The 17,680-nt window shown below is 69.7% G+C and carries 16 protein-coding genes; 4 read left to right on the top strand and 12 right to left on the bottom strand.

What is annotated here, in order from left to right; translation table 11 throughout:
* Nucleotides 1-68: 68 nt before the first annotated feature.
* From dut to rimP, 12 genes are all read right to left on the bottom strand, one after another.
* Nucleotides 69-524 carry a dUTP diphosphatase gene (gene dut / locus KGD87_RS36760; RefSeq protein WP_284665526.1) on the bottom strand — a complete coding sequence of 152 codons (456 nt, stop codon included), beginning with the start codon at nt 522-524 and terminating at the stop codon, nt 69-71.
* A 67-nt stretch (nt 525-591) separates the two neighbouring features.
* Nucleotides 592-1,602, bottom strand: coding sequence for a M23 family metallopeptidase (locus tag KGD87_RS36755; RefSeq protein ID WP_284665525.1), 1,011 nt, complete (start codon nt 1,600-1,602; stop codon nt 592-594).
* 6 nt (nt 1,603-1,608) lie between these two features.
* Complete coding sequence (locus KGD87_RS36750; protein ID WP_284665524.1) at nt 1,609-2,406, bottom strand: hypothetical protein; 798 nt, start codon at nt 2,404-2,406, stop codon at nt 1,609-1,611.
* Between the two features lie 160 nt (nt 2,407-2,566).
* Nucleotides 2,567-4,735 (bottom strand): polyribonucleotide nucleotidyltransferase, encoded by a 2,169-nt coding sequence (pnp, locus tag KGD87_RS36745; protein WP_284665523.1) that lies wholly within the window; start codon nt 4,733-4,735, stop codon nt 2,567-2,569.
* Nucleotides 4,736-5,118: 383 nt separating this feature from the next.
* A complete protein-coding gene (gene rpsO, locus KGD87_RS36740; protein WP_011552156.1) occupies nt 5,119-5,388 on the bottom strand; it encodes a 30S ribosomal protein S15 in 270 nt (89 codons plus the stop codon).
* A 186-nt stretch (nt 5,389-5,574) separates the two neighbouring features.
* A complete protein-coding gene (truB, locus tag KGD87_RS36735) occupies nt 5,575-6,444 on the bottom strand; it encodes a tRNA pseudouridine(55) synthase TruB (RefSeq protein ID WP_284665522.1) in 870 nt (289 codons plus the stop codon).
* A gap of 32 nt (nt 6,445-6,476) precedes the next feature.
* Entirely contained in the window at nt 6,477-6,836 is a 360-nt protein-coding gene (gene rbfA, locus KGD87_RS36730) for a 30S ribosome-binding factor RbfA (protein WP_163782654.1), read from the bottom strand.
* The gene (locus KGD87_RS36725) at nt 6,833-7,441 is read right to left on the bottom strand and encodes a DUF503 domain-containing protein (protein WP_284665521.1); all 609 of its coding nucleotides are present in this window, start codon (nt 7,439-7,441) and stop codon (nt 6,833-6,835) included. Before KGD87_RS36725 ends, rbfA begins: the two co-directional genes overlap by 4 nt.
* 117 nt (nt 7,442-7,558) lie before the next feature.
* A complete protein-coding gene (infB, locus tag KGD87_RS36720) occupies nt 7,559-10,765 on the bottom strand; it encodes a translation initiation factor IF-2 (protein ID WP_284665520.1) in 3,207 nt (1,068 codons plus the stop codon).
* A gap of 81 nt (nt 10,766-10,846) precedes the next feature.
* A complete protein-coding gene (locus KGD87_RS36715) occupies nt 10,847-11,179 on the bottom strand; it encodes a YlxR family protein (protein ID WP_284665519.1) in 333 nt (110 codons plus the stop codon).
* A gap of 23 nt (nt 11,180-11,202) precedes the next feature.
* Entirely contained in the window at nt 11,203-12,903 is a 1,701-nt protein-coding gene (gene nusA, locus KGD87_RS36710) for a transcription termination factor NusA (protein WP_176421511.1), read from the bottom strand.
* Between the two features lie 62 nt (nt 12,904-12,965).
* Nucleotides 12,966-13,451 (bottom strand): ribosome maturation factor RimP, encoded by a 486-nt coding sequence (gene rimP, locus KGD87_RS36705; protein WP_163786821.1) that lies wholly within the window; start codon nt 13,449-13,451, stop codon nt 12,966-12,968.
* A 210-nt stretch (nt 13,452-13,661) separates the two neighbouring features.
* Between rimP and KGD87_RS36700 the strand changes: the two genes are divergently transcribed.
* From KGD87_RS36700 to KGD87_RS36685, 4 genes are all read left to right on the top strand, one after another.
* Nucleotides 13,662-14,465, top strand: coding sequence for a carbon-nitrogen hydrolase family protein (locus tag KGD87_RS36700; RefSeq protein ID WP_284665518.1), 804 nt, complete (start codon nt 13,662-13,664; stop codon nt 14,463-14,465).
* A gap of 93 nt (nt 14,466-14,558) precedes the next feature.
* Complete coding sequence (locus KGD87_RS36695) at nt 14,559-15,014, top strand: FecR domain-containing protein (protein WP_176413498.1); 456 nt, start codon at nt 14,559-14,561, stop codon at nt 15,012-15,014.
* A complete protein-coding gene (locus KGD87_RS36690) occupies nt 15,011-15,907 on the top strand; it encodes a LysM peptidoglycan-binding domain-containing protein (protein WP_284665517.1) in 897 nt (298 codons plus the stop codon). The genes KGD87_RS36695 and KGD87_RS36690 overlap by 4 nt, the downstream gene beginning before the upstream one ends.
* 19 nt (nt 15,908-15,926) lie before the next feature.
* Nucleotides 15,927-17,633: an HD domain-containing phosphohydrolase gene (locus tag KGD87_RS36685; protein WP_284665516.1), complete on the top strand. Its 1,707-nt coding sequence runs from the start codon at nt 15,927-15,929 to the stop codon at nt 17,631-17,633.
* The last annotated feature ends 47 nt before the right edge of the window (nt 17,634-17,680 follow it).

Genomic DNA, 17,680 nt, shown 5'->3' with positions numbered 1-17,680 from the left:
GGAAGGCCCAGCCTCTTATTCTGCACGCTCCCCTGTCATCAAGGAACGCCGAGCGCGGAAGTCAGCGACTAGCGGCCCGTGGACCCAAAGCCATTTCCACCCCGGGAGGTTTCCTCCAGTACCTCCACCTCCTGGAGGGCGACGGGTGGCACGGCGGCCACCACCAGTTGGGCCACGCGGTCGCCCCGACGCAGGGTGAAGGGCTCGTTGGAGAGGTTGACGAGGATGACCTGCACCTCTCCCCGGTAATCCGCGTCCACCGTCCCCGGCGCGTTGAGCAGGGTGACGCCATGCCGCAGCGCCAGGCCCGAGCGTGGACGCACCTGCCCTTCGTACCCAGCGGGTAGCGCGAGCGCGAGCCCGGTGGGCACCGCCAGCCGCTCCAGGGGCGCCAGCACCCGCTCCCCGTCGATGTCCGCGCGCAGGTCCAGGCCCGCGGCCAGCGCCGTCTCGTAGCGGGGAAGTGGCAGGGGCTCCGCATGGGTGCGCACGCGGCGCACCTTCACCGTGAGGGGGGAAGACATGCGCTGGGACTAACACAGCTGCCGCCGCCTCGTGCCACGGCGGCGTGACAACCTCGAGCGTCAGGCCTCATGGCGCGGCGCCCTTCGCCACGGGCCGCAAGGCGGTGCGGAACTTCAGCGGGTCCATGGGCCGCGCCGCCAGCTCCAGTTGGTAGTGCAGGTGGGGACCGGTGGAGCGGCCCGTGTTGCCCGAATGCGCCACCCGTTCTCCCCGGCTCACGCGCTGTCCCACCTTCACCAGCAGCTCCGAGTTGTGACAGTACGCCGTCGTCACGCCCCGCCCGTGGTCCACCACCAGCACGCGGCCATTCACGGCGTCCTCGCTGGCACGCCGGACGACGCCGTCCGCCACCGCCACCACGGGCGTCCCCACCGGCACGCCCAGGTCCACGCCTGTGTGCAGCTTCCGGCGCCCCAGCACCGGGTGGAAGCGCTCGCCGAAGGGACTCGTCACACGCGCGCTCTCATGGACGGGCCACGCCAGTCCGAAGGCAGTGGCCAGCGCCAGGGCCTGCGCGGCGCCCACGGACGCGTCCTCGAAGCCCGGTGGGAGCTGCCCCGACAGGCGCTCCAGCGTGGGCGCCTCACCCTCCGCCGCCACCCGCTCCAGCGCGTAGCGCGCGGGGACTCGGCCCGCGAAGAGCGCCGTGAGCCGGGCCTCCTCTCCTGGAAAGTCCTTGGCCAGCGCCGTGTGCAGGCTGCGCGCGGCCACCGGGCCCGCCTGCGGGTCCAACAGCGACGCGGCGGGGATGCCCAGCTCCGCCGCCAGCTCCAGCGCGGGCTGGCGGGCTCGCGCCTGGGCGCCCTTGAGCGCCAGGTGGGTTCCCCAGGCCAGGGCCTCCGCGTCCGTGAGGGCCCGCGACAGGGGGACGTCGGGAGCCACCAGCGGCGCCGACAACGAGGTGCCACTGACGCCGTCGTAGTACGCGAGCAAGGGCCGTGCGGTGCTGCGCGTCCCCGTGGCCCATGCCGTGGCCTTGCGCACCAGCGCGCCCGCGGGCGTGTGGTGGTACGCGGCCCACAAGCACAGCGCCGCCATGCAGAAGTCCAGCAGTCCTTTCGCCTGGCGCGGGAACATGGGCACCTACCGGAAGAACGACAGCAAGGGCGTCGCATCCACCACCGCCGCCACGGCCAGCGGCACCACCACCGCGCAGCCCAGCAGCCCGCGCCGCAAGGCCGCCCTGCCCCCGGCTTCCTCACACACCGCGTCCGCGTGTTGAAGGTTGCGCAGCACCGCGCGCCACCCGAACGAAACCAGGACGCCCACCAGCGAGGCCACCGCCAGCACCCGGGCCGCCGCGTCCGCCGCGCCGTCGCCGAAGAGCTCACGCCAGGAGAGGTATACCGAGCCCTGGATGAGCCTGGCCACCGCGCACGCGCCCGCCAGCGCCACGGCCGCCGTCGCCAGGGGCCGCAGCCACCGCATGGGCGTGGGCTTGCGCAGACACCGCGCCCCCAGCTGCCGCCACGTCGGACGCGCGGCCTTCTGGGGCTCCAGCACCGCGCGCCACGCCTCCGCTGGAGCCGGGGTGGCCGCCTCACGGTAGCCCAGCGCGGGCAGCGCCAGCACCACGTCCGCCGCCAGCTCCCACGCGAGCGCGAGGAAGCGCGCAATCCGGGTGCGCTGCTCCAGCGACACCCACTCCACCAGGGGCGCCGTCAGCGAAGAGCGACCCACGAGCGCGTCGAAGCCCGCGTCCACCCGGTCCACCAGCGCCAGCAGCCGTTCATCCAGCGTGTCCGCCGCCGAGTGCACCCCCACCGCCACCAACGCGACCAGCCCCAGCGGCATGAATGCCCAGCGGAAGGCCCCCAGGAAACGGGAGACGTCCGCCAGGAAGGGCGTGGACGACGACGCAGGCGGTGGTCGAGGTGGCAAACAGCCTCCGTGCGGATGGGCTCGCTCCTCAACGCACGGCCCGTCTGGAAGTGTCTAAGGCACCCCGGCCCGAAACGAAAACACCCCCTCCCGCGCGCGGTGGCGGAAGGGGGCGCCATGAGCGCCGGGCTCCCAGTGAAGGAGCCCGGGCTTGCGAGCACTAGGCCTTGGCGTCCGGCTGCGTGGGCGCGGGCGCCGGCTGCACGGCGGCCTCACTTGCGGCGGCGCCCTGCTGCGCGGTCCGCTCCGCCATGGCCTCCTTGCGCGACAGACGAATCTTGCCGGTTCTGTCGATGCTGACGACCTTCACCAGCACCTCGTCGCCCTCGTTCAGCACGTCGGAGACGCTCTTGACGCGCTTGTCGGACAGCTCGGAGATGTGGATGAGGCCGTCGGTGCCCGGGAACAGCTCCACGAAGGCGCCGAACTCGGCGATCTTGCGCACCGTGCCCGTGTAGATCTTCCCAATCTCCGCCTCGCGGGTCAGCGCCTGAATCATCGCGATGGCGGCCTTCACGGCGTCGCCGTTCGCGCTGGCGATGTCCACGCGGCCCGAGTCCTCGATGTTAATCGCGGCACCCGTGCGGGCGATGATGTCCTTGATGACCTTGCCGCCCGGCCCGATGACGTTCTTGATGAACTCGGGGCGAATCTGGATGGTGGTGATGCGCGGCGCGTACTGGCTGATCTCCTTGCGGGACTCGGCCAGCGTCTTGAGCATCTCCCCCAGGATGTGGAGGCGGCCCTGACGCGCCTGCTCCAGCGCGCGGCTCATGATCTCCGTCGTGAGGCCGGTAATCTTGATGTCCATCTGGATGGACGTGATGCCCTTCGAGGTGCCGCACACCTTGAAGTCCATGTCGCCCAGGTGGTCCTCGTCACCGAGGATGTCGGAGAGGATGGCAATCTTGTCGCCCTCCTTCACCAGACCCATGGCGATACCGGCCACCGGGGCCTTGAGCGGAACACCCGCGTCCATCAGCGCCAGCGTGCCGCCGCAGACGGAGGCCATGGACGAGGAGCCGTTGGACTCCAGGACGTCCGACACCAGGCGCACCGTGTATGGGAAGGACTCGCTCTTCGGAATCATGTTGCGCAGCGCCCGCTCCGCCAGCGCGCCGTGGCCGACTTCCCGGCGACCCGGGCCCCGCAGCGGCTTCGCCTCGTTCACGCTGAACGGCGGGAAGTTGTAGTGCAGCATGAAGCGCCGGAAGGCCATGCCGCCCAGCATCTCCAGGCGCTGCTCGTCATCGCTGGTGCCCAGCGTGGCGACCACGAGCGCCTGCGTCTCGCCGCGCGTGAAGACCGCGCTGCCGTGGGTGCGCGGAAGCACGCCCACCTCGCACGTAATCTGACGGACCACGTCGTGGCCACGGTCGCCGATGCGGCCACCGTTGACCGTCATCTCGCGCATGTGCTCGTACTTCAGGTCCTCCACCACTGACTTGGCGTGCTTCTCCACCTGCGAGGTGTAGGCGTCGCCCAGCTGCTCCTTGAGCCTGGCGAGCGTCTCCTTCTTCGTCTTGCCGAGCGACTCGTAGCGCGCGCCCTTCTCCTTGATGCCGTAGCCCGCCTTGATGCCGTCCATGGCCAGCTCACGCACCTTGGCGCGCAGGCCCTCGTCCACGGTGGCCGGCTTGTCGAAGGCGCGGACCTGCTTCTTCAGCTCGCGCCGCAGTTCGTCCTGCAGATCCAGCGCGGGCTGCGCCGCCGTGAAGCCGAAGTCGAGCGCCGCGACCATGTCGGCCTCGGAGACCTCCTCCGCGCCACCCTCCACCATGACGATGGCCTTGCGGCTCACCGCCATGATCAGGTCCAGGTCGCTCTGCTCGCGCTGCTTCGCGGTGGGGTTGGCCACCAGCTGACCGCCGACGCGGCCCACGCGGACGCCGGCGATGGGGCCGTCGAACGGGATGTCCGACGCCCACAGCGCCGCGGAGGCGCCGGTGAGGCCGTGGATGTCACCCTCGTGCTCCGGGTCGGAGGAGATGACGCTGACGATGATCTGCGTCTCGTACGCGTAGCCTTCGGGGAACAGCGGGCGGCAGGAGCGGTCGATCAGACGGCTGGTCAGCGTCTCCTTCTCCGTGAGGCGGCCCTCGCGCTTGAAGTAGCTGCCGGGGATGCGTCCGGCCGAATACAGCTTCTCCTGGTACTCCACCGTCAGGGGGAGGAAGTCGATCTCCTTCTTCTCCCGGGCGCTCACCGCCGTCACCAGCAGCATGGTGTCGCCATAGCGAACCACCACGGAACCGTCGGCCTGCTTCGCCAGACGGCCCACTTCAATGCTCAGCTCGCTCTCGCCAATCTTGACGCTCTTCTTCAACATGTCCGTGCCTCTGGATTCGTCAGGGCGAAGACCCCACCGCGCGCACCCGGTCCGAGAAATGGACCCGGCACCCCGGGAGGGCCCTCGGGGTGTTTGAGCGGTCACCAGGGCCTCAAGACAGGCGCCAGTTGAGGCAACCGCCAGCATGTACTGCGGAGGGCGCTTGCGGAGCGCCGGAGGGATGTCTCGGAACTTTTGATCCCTGATCGCAGGGGCCGACCGCGGTCAGCCCCTCCGAACGGAAACCAAAACCTCCGCAGCCACCACTCCCTTGCCCGCCTCCACCCACCGCGCTTCGACTGCTTCACTTCACTGCATGACTGCCTACGTCTTAAACGCGCGGGGCGCTGGTTTCTGCCAGCGCCCCGGTCCTGCTCAACTGCCTACTTGCGGATGCCGAGGCCGTCGATGAGCTTCTTGTACCGCGCGACGTCCTTGGACTTCAGGTAGTCCAGCAGGCGGCGGCGCTGACCGACCAGCTTCAGCAGACCGCGGCGGGAGTGGTGGTCCTTCTTGTGCGTCTTGAAGTGCTCGGTGAGCATGGTGATGCGCTCGGACAGCAGCGCCACCTGGACCTCGGGGGAACCCGTGTCCGACTCGTGGGTCCGGAACTTCGACACCAGCTCCGACTTACGCTCCTGGTGCAGCGACATGAGACTCTTCCTTGCCCGCTCCGGTGGAGGTTGCTGCTCGCGTCACCACGGTCCGCGGAGGGGTACAGACCGGGTGCATCCTTCTAACGAGCGGGGGGGCTTATAAGCTTCACCCCCCGTGGGGTCAACCATCGACGCCTGCCCGTGAGAAGACGTACAGCCACAATCCCATGAAAAATCCCGGCGTTACACCAGGACGCGCAGGTAGCGCAGGCGGCCACCCGCCACTTCGGCCACCGCCAGCAGCGCGTCATCCGGGCCCATGACGCGCACCCGTCCGGCCTTCCCAGCGGGGACCTCCACCGGGACGCCGTGGGAGACACGCTTTGCGTCGGCGGCGCTCACCCGCACCTCCGGCAGGTCCACCAGCGCCTGCGACATGGTCATCAGCCGGCTGGCCAGCGCGCCCTCCTTCAGCAGCGCCGGCACGTCCGCCAGCGGCAGCGCCTGCGCCAGGGAGAAGGGACCACTCGCGGTGCGCCGCAGCGCCTCCAGGTGGGCCCCACAGCCCAGCGCCCGGCCCACCTCCTGGGCCAGGGTGCGCACGAAGAAGCCCTTGGAGCAGCGCACCGACAGCTGCAGGCGCTCCGCGGAGAAGTCGCGCAGCACCAGCTCGTACACCGTCACCTGGCGGGCGGCGCGCTCCACTTCCTCGCCCGCACGGGCCAGCTCGTAGAGCCGCTTGCCACCCACCTTGACCGCCGAATACATGGGCGGAATCTGGTCGAAGGTGCCCCGGAAGCGCGCCAGCGCCGCCTCAATCAAGGCGGGCGTCAGGGCCGGCACGGGCGCCTGCGCCGTCACCTGCCCTTGCGCGTCCAGGGTGTCCGTCTCCGAGCCCAGACGCACCGTGGCGTCGTAGGCCTTGTCTCCCTCGGTGATGAAGCCCGCGACCTTGGTGGCTTCCCCCAGGCAGAGCGGCAGCACGCCGGTGGCCAGCGGGTCCAGCGTCCCCGTGTGGCCCACCTTCTTCAGGCGAAGCAGCGAACGCACCTGGCGGACCACGTCGAACGACGTGGGGCCAGTGGGCTTGTCAATGACGAGGACGCCGTCCATGGCACGCCAATCGTGGAGGCCCAGGGCTGGACCTACCAGCCTTCCTTGTTGCGGACCTCGCGCAGCAGCCGGTCAATCTTGTCACCTTCGCCCACCGATTCGTCGAAGGAGAAGAAGATTTCCGGCGACACGCGCAGGTTGACGGCGGACGTCACCTCGCGGCGCACGAAGCCCTTGGCGGCTTCCAGGCCCTGTTGCGTGTCCGCCCGCTCCTGCTCGCTGCCCATCATCGAATAGAAGACACGGGCCACGCGAAGGTCCGGGGAGACCTTCACGCCTGTGATGGTGATGAAGCCGATGCGCGGGTCCCTCAGCATGCCCCGGGTGAGCAAGTCACCGATGGCCGCCTGGATTTCCTGCCCCACGCGCTCCGGTCGGGAATGCGTCGTCATTTCTTCTCCCAGTCTCGCGGGTTGCGCAGGGAACGGGCCCGAGCCCGCGCCTCGTCGAACGTCATCCGTCCACCGCTCGACGGAGACGGGCGGCCCGTGCCGCCGTCCATGCCGCCGTCATGGCGGCTTTCCCACTCTCCCAACCCCTCCGCCTCCGCGAGCGAGCCACGCTCGCCGCGCATGAAGCGGGCAATGGCGGCCTCCGACTGCGCCGCTGCCTGCTCCGGGGAAAGGTCCAACTCCTCCGCGCCCTCATCCACGGCCCGCGCCGAGAAGGAACCTCGCGAGGCCGCCTGGCCACTCGCGAAGAGCTGGTCCCCGAAGCCGAGGATTTCCGTCTCCCGCGACAACAGCGGGGCGACATACATCTCCTCGACGAAGTGGATGACCTTCTCCAGCTGCTCGTCCACGTGGCGACGCTCGTTGCCCACCACCGCGAGCGCCAGCGAGGCCTTCTGCCAGAGGTCCTGGTCATCGACCTCGGCCACCGCCACGTTGAAGCGGGCCTTGACCCGGTCCGTCACCCGGCGGAGCACCTGCCGCTTGGACTTCAGCGAGCCGCTGTCCGGAATCTGCAGGGTGAGGCGTGCGACACCTACGAACATAAAAGTCCCCCATTGCCACGGGTAGCCCCGCCCGAAGGCGGTGGCAACCCGGGCATCAGCACCCTGGGAAGATGGGGTCTTCCCAGGGTTTCGGGAGGCGCCGGGACTCTCCTGCAACTAGGCGAGGCTCTGCCGAGTCTCTTCGATCTCGTAGGCCTCGATGATGTCGCCCGGCTTGAGGTCGTTGAAGCTCTCGATGCCGATACCGCACTCGAAGCCCTGAGCGACTTCCTTGACGTCGTCCTTGAAGCGCCGCAGCGACGCCATCTTCCCGGAGAACAGCTGCTTGTTCTCGCGCATGAGGCGGACGAAGGCGCCGCGCTTCATGACACCGTCCAGCACCGCCGCACCGGCGATGGTGCCCAGCCGCGGCACGTTGAAGGTGTTGCGCACCTCCGCACGGCCCAGCTTGCGCTCGGTGCGGATGGGCTCCAGCAGCCCCTCCATCTCGTTGCGCACGCCGTCGATGAGCTCGTAGATGATGGAGTAGCTCTTGAGCACCACTTCCTGGGCCTTGGCCGCCGCCTCCGCCCCGGACTCGGGGTTGACGTTGAAGCCCAGCACGACGCCCTTGGAGGCCGCCGCCCGCATCACGTCGCCTTCGGTGATGGCGCCCACACCGGAGTGGACCACCTCCACCCTGACCTTGTGGGTGGTCAGCTTCTGGACGGCCTGCTTGACGGCCTCGGCGGAGCCCTGCACGTCCGCCTTGATGACGACGCGCAGCTCCTTGGGACCGCCGCCCGCCTTCGTCTTGGCGAACAGCTGCTCCAGGGACTCGCGGCTGACCTTGGACAGCTCGGTCTGCCGCTCCTTCATGTTGCGGTGCTCGGCGATCTGCTTGGCCGCCTTCTCGTCCGCCACCACGTTGATGGCGTCACCCGCGCTCGGCACACCGGACAGGCCGACGACCTCGGCGCAGTAGCCCGGCTTCACTTCCTTCACCTGCTCGCCGCGGCTGTTCGTCATCGCGCGGACGCGGCCGTAGTGCGAGCCGGTGACGACGGCGTCACCCAGCTTCAGCGTGCCTTCCTGCACCAGCACCGTGGCGACCGGGCCACGGCCGCGGTCCAGCTTGGCCTCGATGATGGCGCCCACCGACGGACGGCTCGGGTTGGAGGTCAGCTCGAGCACCTCGGCCTGGAGGGCCAGGTTCTCCAGCAGGAGTTCCAGGTTCTCCTTCGTCTTCGCGGAGACGGGAACCATGATGGTCTCCCCGCCCCACTCTTCCGGCACGAGCTCGTGGGTGGCCAGGTCCTTCTTCACGCGGTCCAGGTTCGCGCCCGGCACGTCCATCTTGTTGATGGCGACGACGATGGGGACCTCCGCCGCCTTCGCGTGCTTGATGGCCTCCACCGTCTGGGGCATCACGCCGTCGTCCGCGGCCACCACCAGCACCACGATGTCCGTCACGTCGGCGCCACGGGCGCGCATGGACGTGAAGGCCTCGTGGCCCGGCGTGTCGAGGAACGTCACGTCGCCCCGCGCGGTGGTGATGCTGTACGCGCCGATGTGCTGGGTGATGCCACCCGCCTCGCCCATCGCGACGTTGGCCTTCCGGATGGCGTCCAGGAGGCTCGTCTTGCCGTGGTCGACGTGGCCCATGATGGTGACGACCGGCGGACGGGGACGCTCGTTCTCGGGGCGGACCTCCACCTCGGGCAGGTAGTCCTCCACCTCGAAGCCGACGCGGTCGATCTTCCAGCCGTAGTCGCCGGCGACCATCTCCGCGGTGTCCGCGTCCACCATCTGGTTGGCCGTGGCCATCTTCCCCATGCCCATCAGCTTCTTGATGAGCTCGGCGCTGCGCACACCCATGCGCTGGCCCAGGTCGGACACGGAGATGCCCTCCTGCAGCTTGATGACCTTCTTCTCCTCGGCCATCTGGGTGATCTGCGTCTTGGCGCCCTTCTTCGTGGGCTTGCGCTTCTTGCCACGGATGGGGATGGTGACGCGGCCCCAGACCATGTCCGTCAGTTCCTGCTTGGACACGCTCTGCGTATCACCGGTGGTGCGCTTGCGCTGGCCACGCTCCTTGTTCTTGGAGACGTCCACCAGCTCGCGGCCGCGACCCAGGTGGTCCGGAACCACCTTGTACTCACGCCGCTCGGGGATGCCCGTGCGGCCCGGCGCCATGGGGTACTGCTTGGCCTGACCGGCCGTGGGCGTCACGCGGCGCACCTGGATGAGCGGGCGCGAGATGACGACGGCCTGGGTCGCCGTGGGACGGGCCGCGCCCGTGGGCGACACCTGGGCGTGCGGCACGCCGCCGACCATGATGGTGGGGCCCTGCGGCGTCGGCGAGGCCGAGGCCGAGGCCTGCACACCCGTGCCAGGCGCCGCGGTCGGACGCACTGGTCCCTGACCGGGACGCCCGGAGCCCTGGTAGGAGCTCGGCCCCTGATAGGACGGACGCCCACCCGGACCACCGGGACGGCCACCCGGGCCACCCGGACCACCGGGACGACCACCGGGGCCACCCGGACCACCGGGGCGCCCCCCCGGGCCACCCGGACCACCGGGACGACCACCCGGACCACCCGGACGACCACCACCGGGACCACCACGCTGCTGGTAGCCAGGCGCGGGGCCCCGGGAGACGACGGTCGCGGACGAAGGCGTGCTCGGAGACGTCCGGACTGCCGGCGGTACCGGTGAGCGTGGGGGGGGTTGGGGCAAGGTGGTGCTCTCCTGAACAGGGGGACGAGACTGCGTGGCGGCGGGAGCCGGCACGGCAGCGCGAGGAGCCTCCACCGGGGCCTGAGGGGCCTCGGCGGCGGGCGGGGGTGAGGCCACCTCGGCGGCGGCAGGGGCCTTGGGGGCCTCGGCGACCTGCGCGGGGGGCGTGGATGCGACAGCAGCTGGAGCCGCGGGCTCCGTGGCGGCGACCGGGGCCTCGATGTGCTGAGGCTCCGGGGCGCTCGGCGCCTCGACGGGCGCGCGGGGCGCCTCGACAGGCGGAGACGCCTGCACCGGCTCCTCGGCGGCGTACTCAGCCGCCATGGGCTCGGGCGGCGGCTCATAGGCGGCTTCGGCGGCCTGTGAAGCCTCGGCGCCGCTGTCCGCGGTCGCACCGGCGGGCGGACCCACCTTGCGGCGCACGACGAAGCCCTTCGCCGTCACGGGCGGCGTGGCCTGCTTCGGCTTGCGTTTGTCCAGAATCTTCTGGACGGCAGCGGTCGCCTGGTCGTCATCGAGAGACGACGAGTGGCTCTTGACGTCGTAACCGAGGCCCGACAGCTCGGTGACGACCTCCTTGTTGTCGAGCTCAATCCCGTGGCTCTTGAGTTCCTTGGCGATTTCGTGGACGCGCTTCTTCGACATATTGCCCTTGATGGCCTTCTGCTCCGCCGACTCCGGGGCGCAGCACCCTAGTCCAAACCCGAAAATGTGTGCGAGTGGTGGCTAACACCCACCCCCCGCACCCCTCCGCTCACCGTCCCCCTGCTCCCATGCCTGCCCGAGCTGCGACGGGTCAACCTGGCCCGCCTTTCCGCGAAAGGCCCTACCAAACGCCTTCCGCTTCAGCGCTGCCGTCAGACAACCGGCACCGCACAGGTAGGCGCCCCGTCCTGGCAGCCGCCTCTTCCTGTCGACCTCGATGGCGCCTCCCGGGCCTATCACGAAACGGGTCAGTTCCGCCTGGAGTCGCCGCAACCCGCATCCGACGCACGTCCGGACCGGACCTGACCCCGCGTTCTGAACTTCCGGCCTGGGCCGGCCAGCCGGGCGCCGCACGTCCCCTCCCTTGCTCGCTTAGCTTACGGCGACTTGGTGGCTTCCGCGCCACCTTCAATTGTCGCCGTCATGGCGCCGCGCTCGGCATTCAGCTCCGCACGCAGCTTGGCTTCCTCCACCAGGTAGTTCTCCGCCGCGCTCTTCAGCTGGCGGGCCTTCTTGATACCCACGCCCGGAACATCGCCCAGCTTCGCCAGGTCCTTCTCATTGGCGATGTCCTCCACCGAGCGGTACCCGGCGAGGATGAGCTGCTCGATGGTCTTCTCACCGACGCCCCGCACGCGCGCCATGCGCTCGGGCTGACTGAGCTCGTCTGGATGCCGCCGCGCCTCCGCGATGCGGGCCTGCTCCCTTTCATAATCCATGCGCGACAGTTCCGCCTGATCCTCGACCATCCGGGTCCGGGCGGCCTCCTGCATGGAGGGGATGCGGTCCGGGTCGATACCGGGCAGCTGCGCCAGCAGCTCCGCGTTGGCCTCGGCGATGTCCCGGGCCTGACGGAAGCCATGCGCGTAGAGCGTCTCCACCAGCATCTCGTTGACGCCGGGCAGCGAGCCCAGCGAGCGGCCCGCGAACTCGCGCAGCTCCCGCACCCGGCTCTCGCTGTTGATGTCCAGCTTCCAGCCGGTCAGCTGGGCCGCCAGGCGGACGTTCTGGCCACGACGGCCAATGGCCAGGCTGAGCTGGTCGTCCGGGACGATGAGCTCCATGGCGTGGTTGGCCTCGTCGATGATGACGCGGCTGACCTCCGCGGGGGCCAACGCCGAGCACACGAAGCGAGCCGGGTCCTCGTCGAACGGGACGATGTCGATCTTCTCGCCGCGCAGCTCCTGCACCACCGCCTGCACGCGGCTGCCCTTCATACCGACGCAGGCGCCCACCGGGTCCACGTCCGAGTCCCGGCTGGACACGGCGATCTTCGCCCGGCCGCCCGGCTCACGGGCCGCCGCCTCGATGACGACGATGCCTTCGGCGATTTCCGGCACCTCCATCTCGAACAGCTTGGTGAGCAGGTTGACGGACGCGCGGCTGAGGACAATCTGGGGGCCCTTGGACTCACGGAGCACGTCCAGCACGAAGGCCTGGACGCGGTCGCCGGGGCGGTACGTCTCACGCGGGACCTGCTCGCGCACCGGCAGCACGGCCTCTGCGCGGCCCAGGTCCACGACGATGTTGCCGCGCTCGAACCGGCGGGCGATGCCGGTGACGATTTCGTTCTTCCGGTCGCGGTACTCGTTGAAGACGTTCTCCCGCTCCGCGTCGCGCGTGCGCTGCAGGATGACCTGCTTGGCCGTCTGCGCGGCGATGCGGCCGAAGCCGCGGCGGAAGGTTTTCAGGCGGAGGATGTCACCGTACTGGTCGTCCTGGGCCTTGGCCTCGGCGGCGTCCTCGTCCCGGTAGAAAATCTGGAACACGAGCTCGTCGCCCGGCTCCACTTCCATGCCCTTCTTGTGGGCCTCGACCAGGGAGATCTGATTCACCGCCTGGACCGGGTCGACAATCTCCTCGACCACGGTGATGGCCTGGAACAGCTCCACGACGCCCTTGTCCGGGTCGTACTTCGCCTCGAGCTCGCGGTCCTGGCCAAAGTGCTTCTTGGCCGCGGTCTTCATCGCGTCTTCGAGCGTGGCAATCAGCACAGCCCGGTCGATGCCCTTGTCCTTGGCGACCTGGTCCAGGACAAGGTTGAGGTTGACACTCGGGTTGGCTTGCTGCGTGGGCATGGTCTTCTCCTAAAAGGGTCCACGGGCACCCTCGCGCGGAGGGGCACCCTGTATGTCGACGTCTAGAACTGGAACTCCAGGTTCGCCTTGGCGATGTCCTTGAAGAGGATGTGGAAGGTTCCGGCCCCTTCCACCTCCACCGAGATTCCGTCGCCTGCCACCTCGGTCAGCGTGCCGGTGAAGTTCTTGCGCGGGGGCTCTCCCACCGGGCCGAACGTCTTCACCTTCACCTTCTCTCCCTTCACCCGCTCGAAGTGCGTCGGCTTGCGCAGCGGCCGGTCCACTCCGGGGCTGGAGACCTCCAGGCTGTACTCGTGGGGGATGAAGTCCTCCACGTCGAGCGACGGGTCCACCGCTCGCGACACCTGAGAGCACTCGTCCAGCCCTACGCGGCCACCCGGCTTGTCGATGAACAACCGGAGCACCCAGCCCTCGCGCTCCCGGAGGAACTCCAGGTCCACGAGCTCCAGGCCTTCACCCGCGACAATGGGCTCGAGCAGGGCCAAGGCCCGCTCCTCCACCGTCTGCTTGAGGTTCTTCTCCGACATGAGCGGGAAACCAGTCTCCAAAAACACGAAAAGCGGGCACGCGGCCCACTTTTCGAAGTGCTTCATCGAAAAATGTCGGGGGCGTCCGTAGCACACGCCCCGTCGGGGTGTAAAGGAAGGACGCACCCTCCTGCTCCCGGTGAAACGGGCCCAACGGGGTGAGGAATTCCCAGGGGTTCCGGGACCCGCCGGGGGGTTATAACACCCCCCATGCACCTCATCGCCGCCGCGCAGATGGTGTCCACCGCCGACAAGGCCCATAACCTGGAAGCCGCGACCCGGCTCATCCGCCGCGCCGCCGGGCTGGGTGCCCGGCTGGTGGGTCTGCCCGAGAATTTCTCCTGGATGGGGCCGGAGCCCGAGCGGCAGGGCGCCGCGGAGGGGCTCGACGGTCCGACGCTGTCCCGGATGGCCAGCCTGGCCCGGGAGCTGAAAGTGACGCTGCTCGCCGGCAGCGTACTGGAGACGGGCGCGCCGGGTGGGCGCCTCTACAACACCAGCGTCCTCTTCGGCCCCGGCGGCGAGCGGCTGGCCGTCTACCGGAAAATCCACCTCTTCGACGTCGAGGTGGGAGATGGTGCGACCTATCAGGAGTCCGCGGCGGTGGCGCCGGGCACGGACGTCGTCTCCGCGGAGACCGAGGTCGGCCGGCTGGGGCTGTCCGTCTGCTACGACCTGCGCTTCCCCGAGCTGTACCGGCGGCTGTCCCGCGAAGGCGCCACGCTGCTGGCGGTTCCGGCGGCCTTCACCCTCATGACGGGCAAGGACCACTGGGAAGTGCTCCTGCGGGCCCGCGCCATCGAGAACCAGGCGTACGTGCTGGCCCCCGCTCAGGGGGGACGGCACTCAGCCAACCGCGTCACCTATGGCCACGCCCTGGTGGTGGACCCGTGGGGGCTGGTGACGGCGCGGGCCTCCGAGGGCGAAGGACTGGCGCTGGCGCCGGTGGACCCGGAGCTGCTGGCGCGCATCCGCCGCAACCTCCCCTGCCTGGAGCACCGCCGTTTGGACTAGCGTGTGCGAACCCGGGTCCGCCCCTCGGGTCCACCTTCGATAGACTTCGGGTCCCCCGGAACTCCCCTCGTGAACGGACGACACTGGTCTCCCATGCTGCTTGCGCTCGCGCTTTCGGCCCTCCCCGCCGCCGGCTGCACCGCCGATGAGCGCCCGTCCGCGCCCGATGCGGCGACGCGCCCGGCGGTGGCCACGCACCGCGCGCACCTGCGAGCCATGAAGGGCGGCGTCCAAATCAAGCGCGCCACGGCTGACGAGTGGAGCCCCGCCCTCGAGGGCCAGCCGCTCTACGAGAACGACAAGGTCCGCACCGAAGCGGGCGCCGGCACCGACATCGTCTTCGCCGCCAACGGCAGCACGGTGCACCTGGGTGGGGACTCGCTCATCAGCATCGCGGAGACGCGCGCCCGTCCCGGCCAGCAGCGCACGGACCTCACCGTGCTGCGGGGCCGCATCGACGCGGAGCTGGAGAAGCCCGCCGCCCAGTCCCTGTCCGTCACCACGCCGTCCGCCACCATCCAGGCGGGAAGGGAGATTGTCTTCCAATGAAGGCGGCGCTCCTCCTCCTCACATGGCTGGGCACGACGCCCCCGGGCACCGTGGTGGTGGGCCCCAACGAGTCCCTGCGCCAGGTGGCCCAGCGCACCCTGGGTGACGCGCGCGCGGTGCATGAGCTGCGCGCCCTCAACGGCCTGACGTCGGATGACGTGGCGGCGGGGACCCGGCTGAAGGTGCCCGGCCACGAGCGCGTGCTGGCCCAGAAGGCGCTGGAGACCGCGCGCACGCTGGTGGCCAGCTCGAAGGACGCGAGCGTGCCCCCGGAGGCCTCCGCCCGGCTGAAGGACGCGGAGGGCCATTTCCGCGCCGCGCGCTACACGCAGGCCTCCGCGGAGGCCAATGCCGTGGGGAAGCTGGTGGCGACGGAGCGCTCGCCGCAGGCCTCCGCGTTCTCCGTGGAAGTGGGCGACGGCGACAGCACCACCGTCACCGTGAAGCAGGGCCCGCCGGTCCGCGTGGAGGCCGAGGGCGTCACCCAGCCCGTCGCCAAGGGCGAGTCCATCCGCGTGGAGAAGGGCCGTCCGCCCCCCGCGCCCCTTCCGCCGCTGGTGGCCCCCAGCCCCGGGCAACCCGAAGATGCGGCGCGCCTGAAGCGGCGCCCGGACCGGGACGGACACCTGGGCCCGGTGAAGCTGACCTGGGAGTCGGTGCGAGGCGCGGAACGTTATGAAGTCGAGGTGTTTCGCGCGCGGGAGCAACGCGCCGCCTTCACCCAGACGGTCACCCACCTGGAGGCGAAGCTGCCCGTGCTACCCGCGGGAAGCTACCGGTGGACGGTGCGCGCGGTGGGCCCCGCGGGCCCGTCCGAGCCCAGCGCGCCCAGGCACTTCGAGCTGGTGCCCGAGCGCCTCAAGCTCGAAGTGAAGAAGGGCCAGTGGCAGTAACCCCTGGAGGAGCCACCCCGTGCGCCTGTTCAAAGCCATCCTCCTGTTGATGCTGGTGGTGGGCGTCGTCCCCACGCTGATGGTGGGGTGGCTCTCCGTCTCCCATACCCGGGAGCTCCTGGTGCGCGACGCCCAGGAGCTGGCGCAGGAGCGCGTGAAGCAGCTGCGCCTCAAGGCCGAAATCTTCCTGGGCGAGCCCACCGACGCGGTGCTGGGCCTGGCCCGCGTGCCCGGCTTCTTCGGCCTGCCCCTGGAAGCGCAGCAGACGCACCTGGCCTCGGTGCTCAACCAGCGGCGCGACGTGCTGGCGCTCACCGTGTTCGACGCCAACCGCCAGCGGCTCCCGGGACTCCAGGCCTTCTCCAAGCACGACGTCCCGCCCACCGCGCTGGCCGGCCATGAGGGACGCGCGCGCGCGCTGCTCGAAAACCTGGAGGGCGTGCGCTACGCGGACGTGGTGGAGGACCCGCAGGGCAGCGAGCCGGTGCTGACGTTGGCCTTCCCCGTGGGCGAGCCCGTCCGCGGGTACATCACGGCGGACCTGTCCCTGGCCGACCTGCGGAAGATGTTGGAGCAAGAGCGCGTGGGCAGCACCGGCTTCGCCTATCTGGCGGACCGGCACGGGCACCTCGTGGCGGGCGGTGGTGGCGTCGCCGGCCTGGGCGAGGACGTAGCGCAGCGCGGCCCGGTGGCGCACCTGCTGAAGCAGCTGGTGGGCAAGTCGGACATGGAGCTGTTCCACGTCGGCAACTTCGGCGAGGGCCGGGACGCGGTGGTGGCCGCATACACGGTGCTGCCCGAGACGGGTTGGGCCATCGTCTCCGAGCAACCCGTGGAGCACGCCTACCGTCAGGTGGACACCATGGAGCAGCGCATCCTCCTGGGCCTGGGGGCGGCCATCCTGGTGGCGGTGGTGCTGGCGGCGCTCTTCTCACGCAACCTCACCCGGCCGCTCAAGGGCTTCATCAGCGGCGCGCTGGAGCTGGCGCACGGCAAGTTCGGCGTCGAGGTGGACATCAAGCAGAAGAACGAGCTGGGCGAGCTGGCGCAGACGTTCAACTACATGAGCAAGCAGCTGCTCGCGTACGACATGGAGAACCGTGGCCTCTACGAGAGCCTGGAGAAGGGCTACCTGGAGACCATCGTCGCGCTGGCGAACTCCATCGATTCGAAGGACGCATACACCCGCGGCCACAGCCAGCGCGTGGGCGACGTCTCCGTGCAGATTGGCCGGGAGCTGAAGCTCACCGAGCGCGAGCTGCGGCAGCTGCAGTACGGCGGCATCCTCCACGACATCGGGAAGATTGGCATCGTGGAGTCCATCCTCTGCAAGCAGACGCGGCTGACGGACCAGGAGATGGCCATCATGCGCGAGCACCCCGCCATCGGTGACGCCATCATCGGGCCCGTGAGCTTCCTGGGCGCGGTGCGCGCGTGCGTCCGCCACCACCACGAGCGCTGGGACGGCACCGGCTACCCGGACAAGCTCAAGGGCGAGGACATTCCCCTGCTGGCCCGCATCGTCGCGTGCGCGGACACCTTCGACGCCTGCACCTCCACCCGCCCGTACCAGAAGGCCATGCCGCTGGAGAAGGCGATGGAAATCCTCGACAACCTCTGCGGGGCCCAGTTGGACCCGAAGGTCGTCCAGGCCCTGAAGCAGGTGCTGGCGCAGCAGGGCGTGCGGCTGGAGGGTCACCGGCTGCCCGTGAAGCTCGCCTCCTGACCGCCGAAGGATGGTAGGGAGGGCGCAAGACTGTTGAGACTCTGGAA

It is taken from the genome of Myxococcus sp. SDU36 (assembly GCF_030168875.1).
GTDB classification, from domain to species: domain Bacteria; phylum Myxococcota; class Myxococcia; order Myxococcales; family Myxococcaceae; genus Myxococcus; species Myxococcus vastator.
Note: the sequence above shows the minus strand (reverse complement) of the source record. Positions and strands in the feature narration are given on the sequence as shown.

Coding starts and splice junctions, on each gene's coding strand:
- dut (WP_284665526.1), bottom strand. CDS start 524: ATGTCTTCCCCCCTCACGGTGAAGGTGCGCCGCGTGCGCACCCATGCG.
- KGD87_RS36755 (WP_284665525.1), bottom strand. CDS start 1,602: ATGTTCCCGCGCCAGGCGAAAGGACTGCTGGACTTCTGCATGGCGGCG.
- pnp (WP_284665523.1), bottom strand. CDS start 4,735: ATGTTGAAGAAGAGCGTCAAGATTGGCGAGAGCGAGCTGAGCATTGAA.
- rpsO (WP_011552156.1), bottom strand. CDS start 5,388: ATGTCGCTGCACCAGGAGCGTAAGTCGGAGCTGGTGTCGAAGTTCCGG.
- truB (WP_284665522.1), bottom strand. CDS start 6,444: ATGGACGGCGTCCTCGTCATTGACAAGCCCACTGGCCCCACGTCGTTC.
- rbfA (WP_163782654.1), bottom strand. CDS start 6,836: ATGACGACGCATTCCCGACCGGAGCGCGTGGGGCAGGAAATCCAGGCG.
- KGD87_RS36725 (WP_284665521.1), bottom strand. CDS start 7,441: ATGTTCGTAGGTGTCGCACGCCTCACCCTGCAGATTCCGGACAGCGGC.
- infB (WP_284665520.1), bottom strand. CDS start 10,765: ATGTCGAAGAAGCGCGTCCACGAAATCGCCAAGGAACTCAAGAGCCAC.
- nusA (WP_176421511.1), bottom strand. CDS start 12,903: ATGCCCACGCAGCAAGCCAACCCGAGTGTCAACCTCAACCTTGTCCTG.
- rimP (WP_163786821.1), bottom strand. CDS start 13,451: ATGTCGGAGAAGAACCTCAAGCAGACGGTGGAGGAGCGGGCCTTGGCC.
- KGD87_RS36700 (WP_284665518.1), top strand. CDS start 13,662: ATGCACCTCATCGCCGCCGCGCAGATGGTGTCCACCGCCGACAAGGCC.
- KGD87_RS36695 (WP_176413498.1), top strand. CDS start 14,559: ATGCTGCTTGCGCTCGCGCTTTCGGCCCTCCCCGCCGCCGGCTGCACC.
- KGD87_RS36690 (WP_284665517.1), top strand. CDS start 15,011: ATGAAGGCGGCGCTCCTCCTCCTCACATGGCTGGGCACGACGCCCCCG.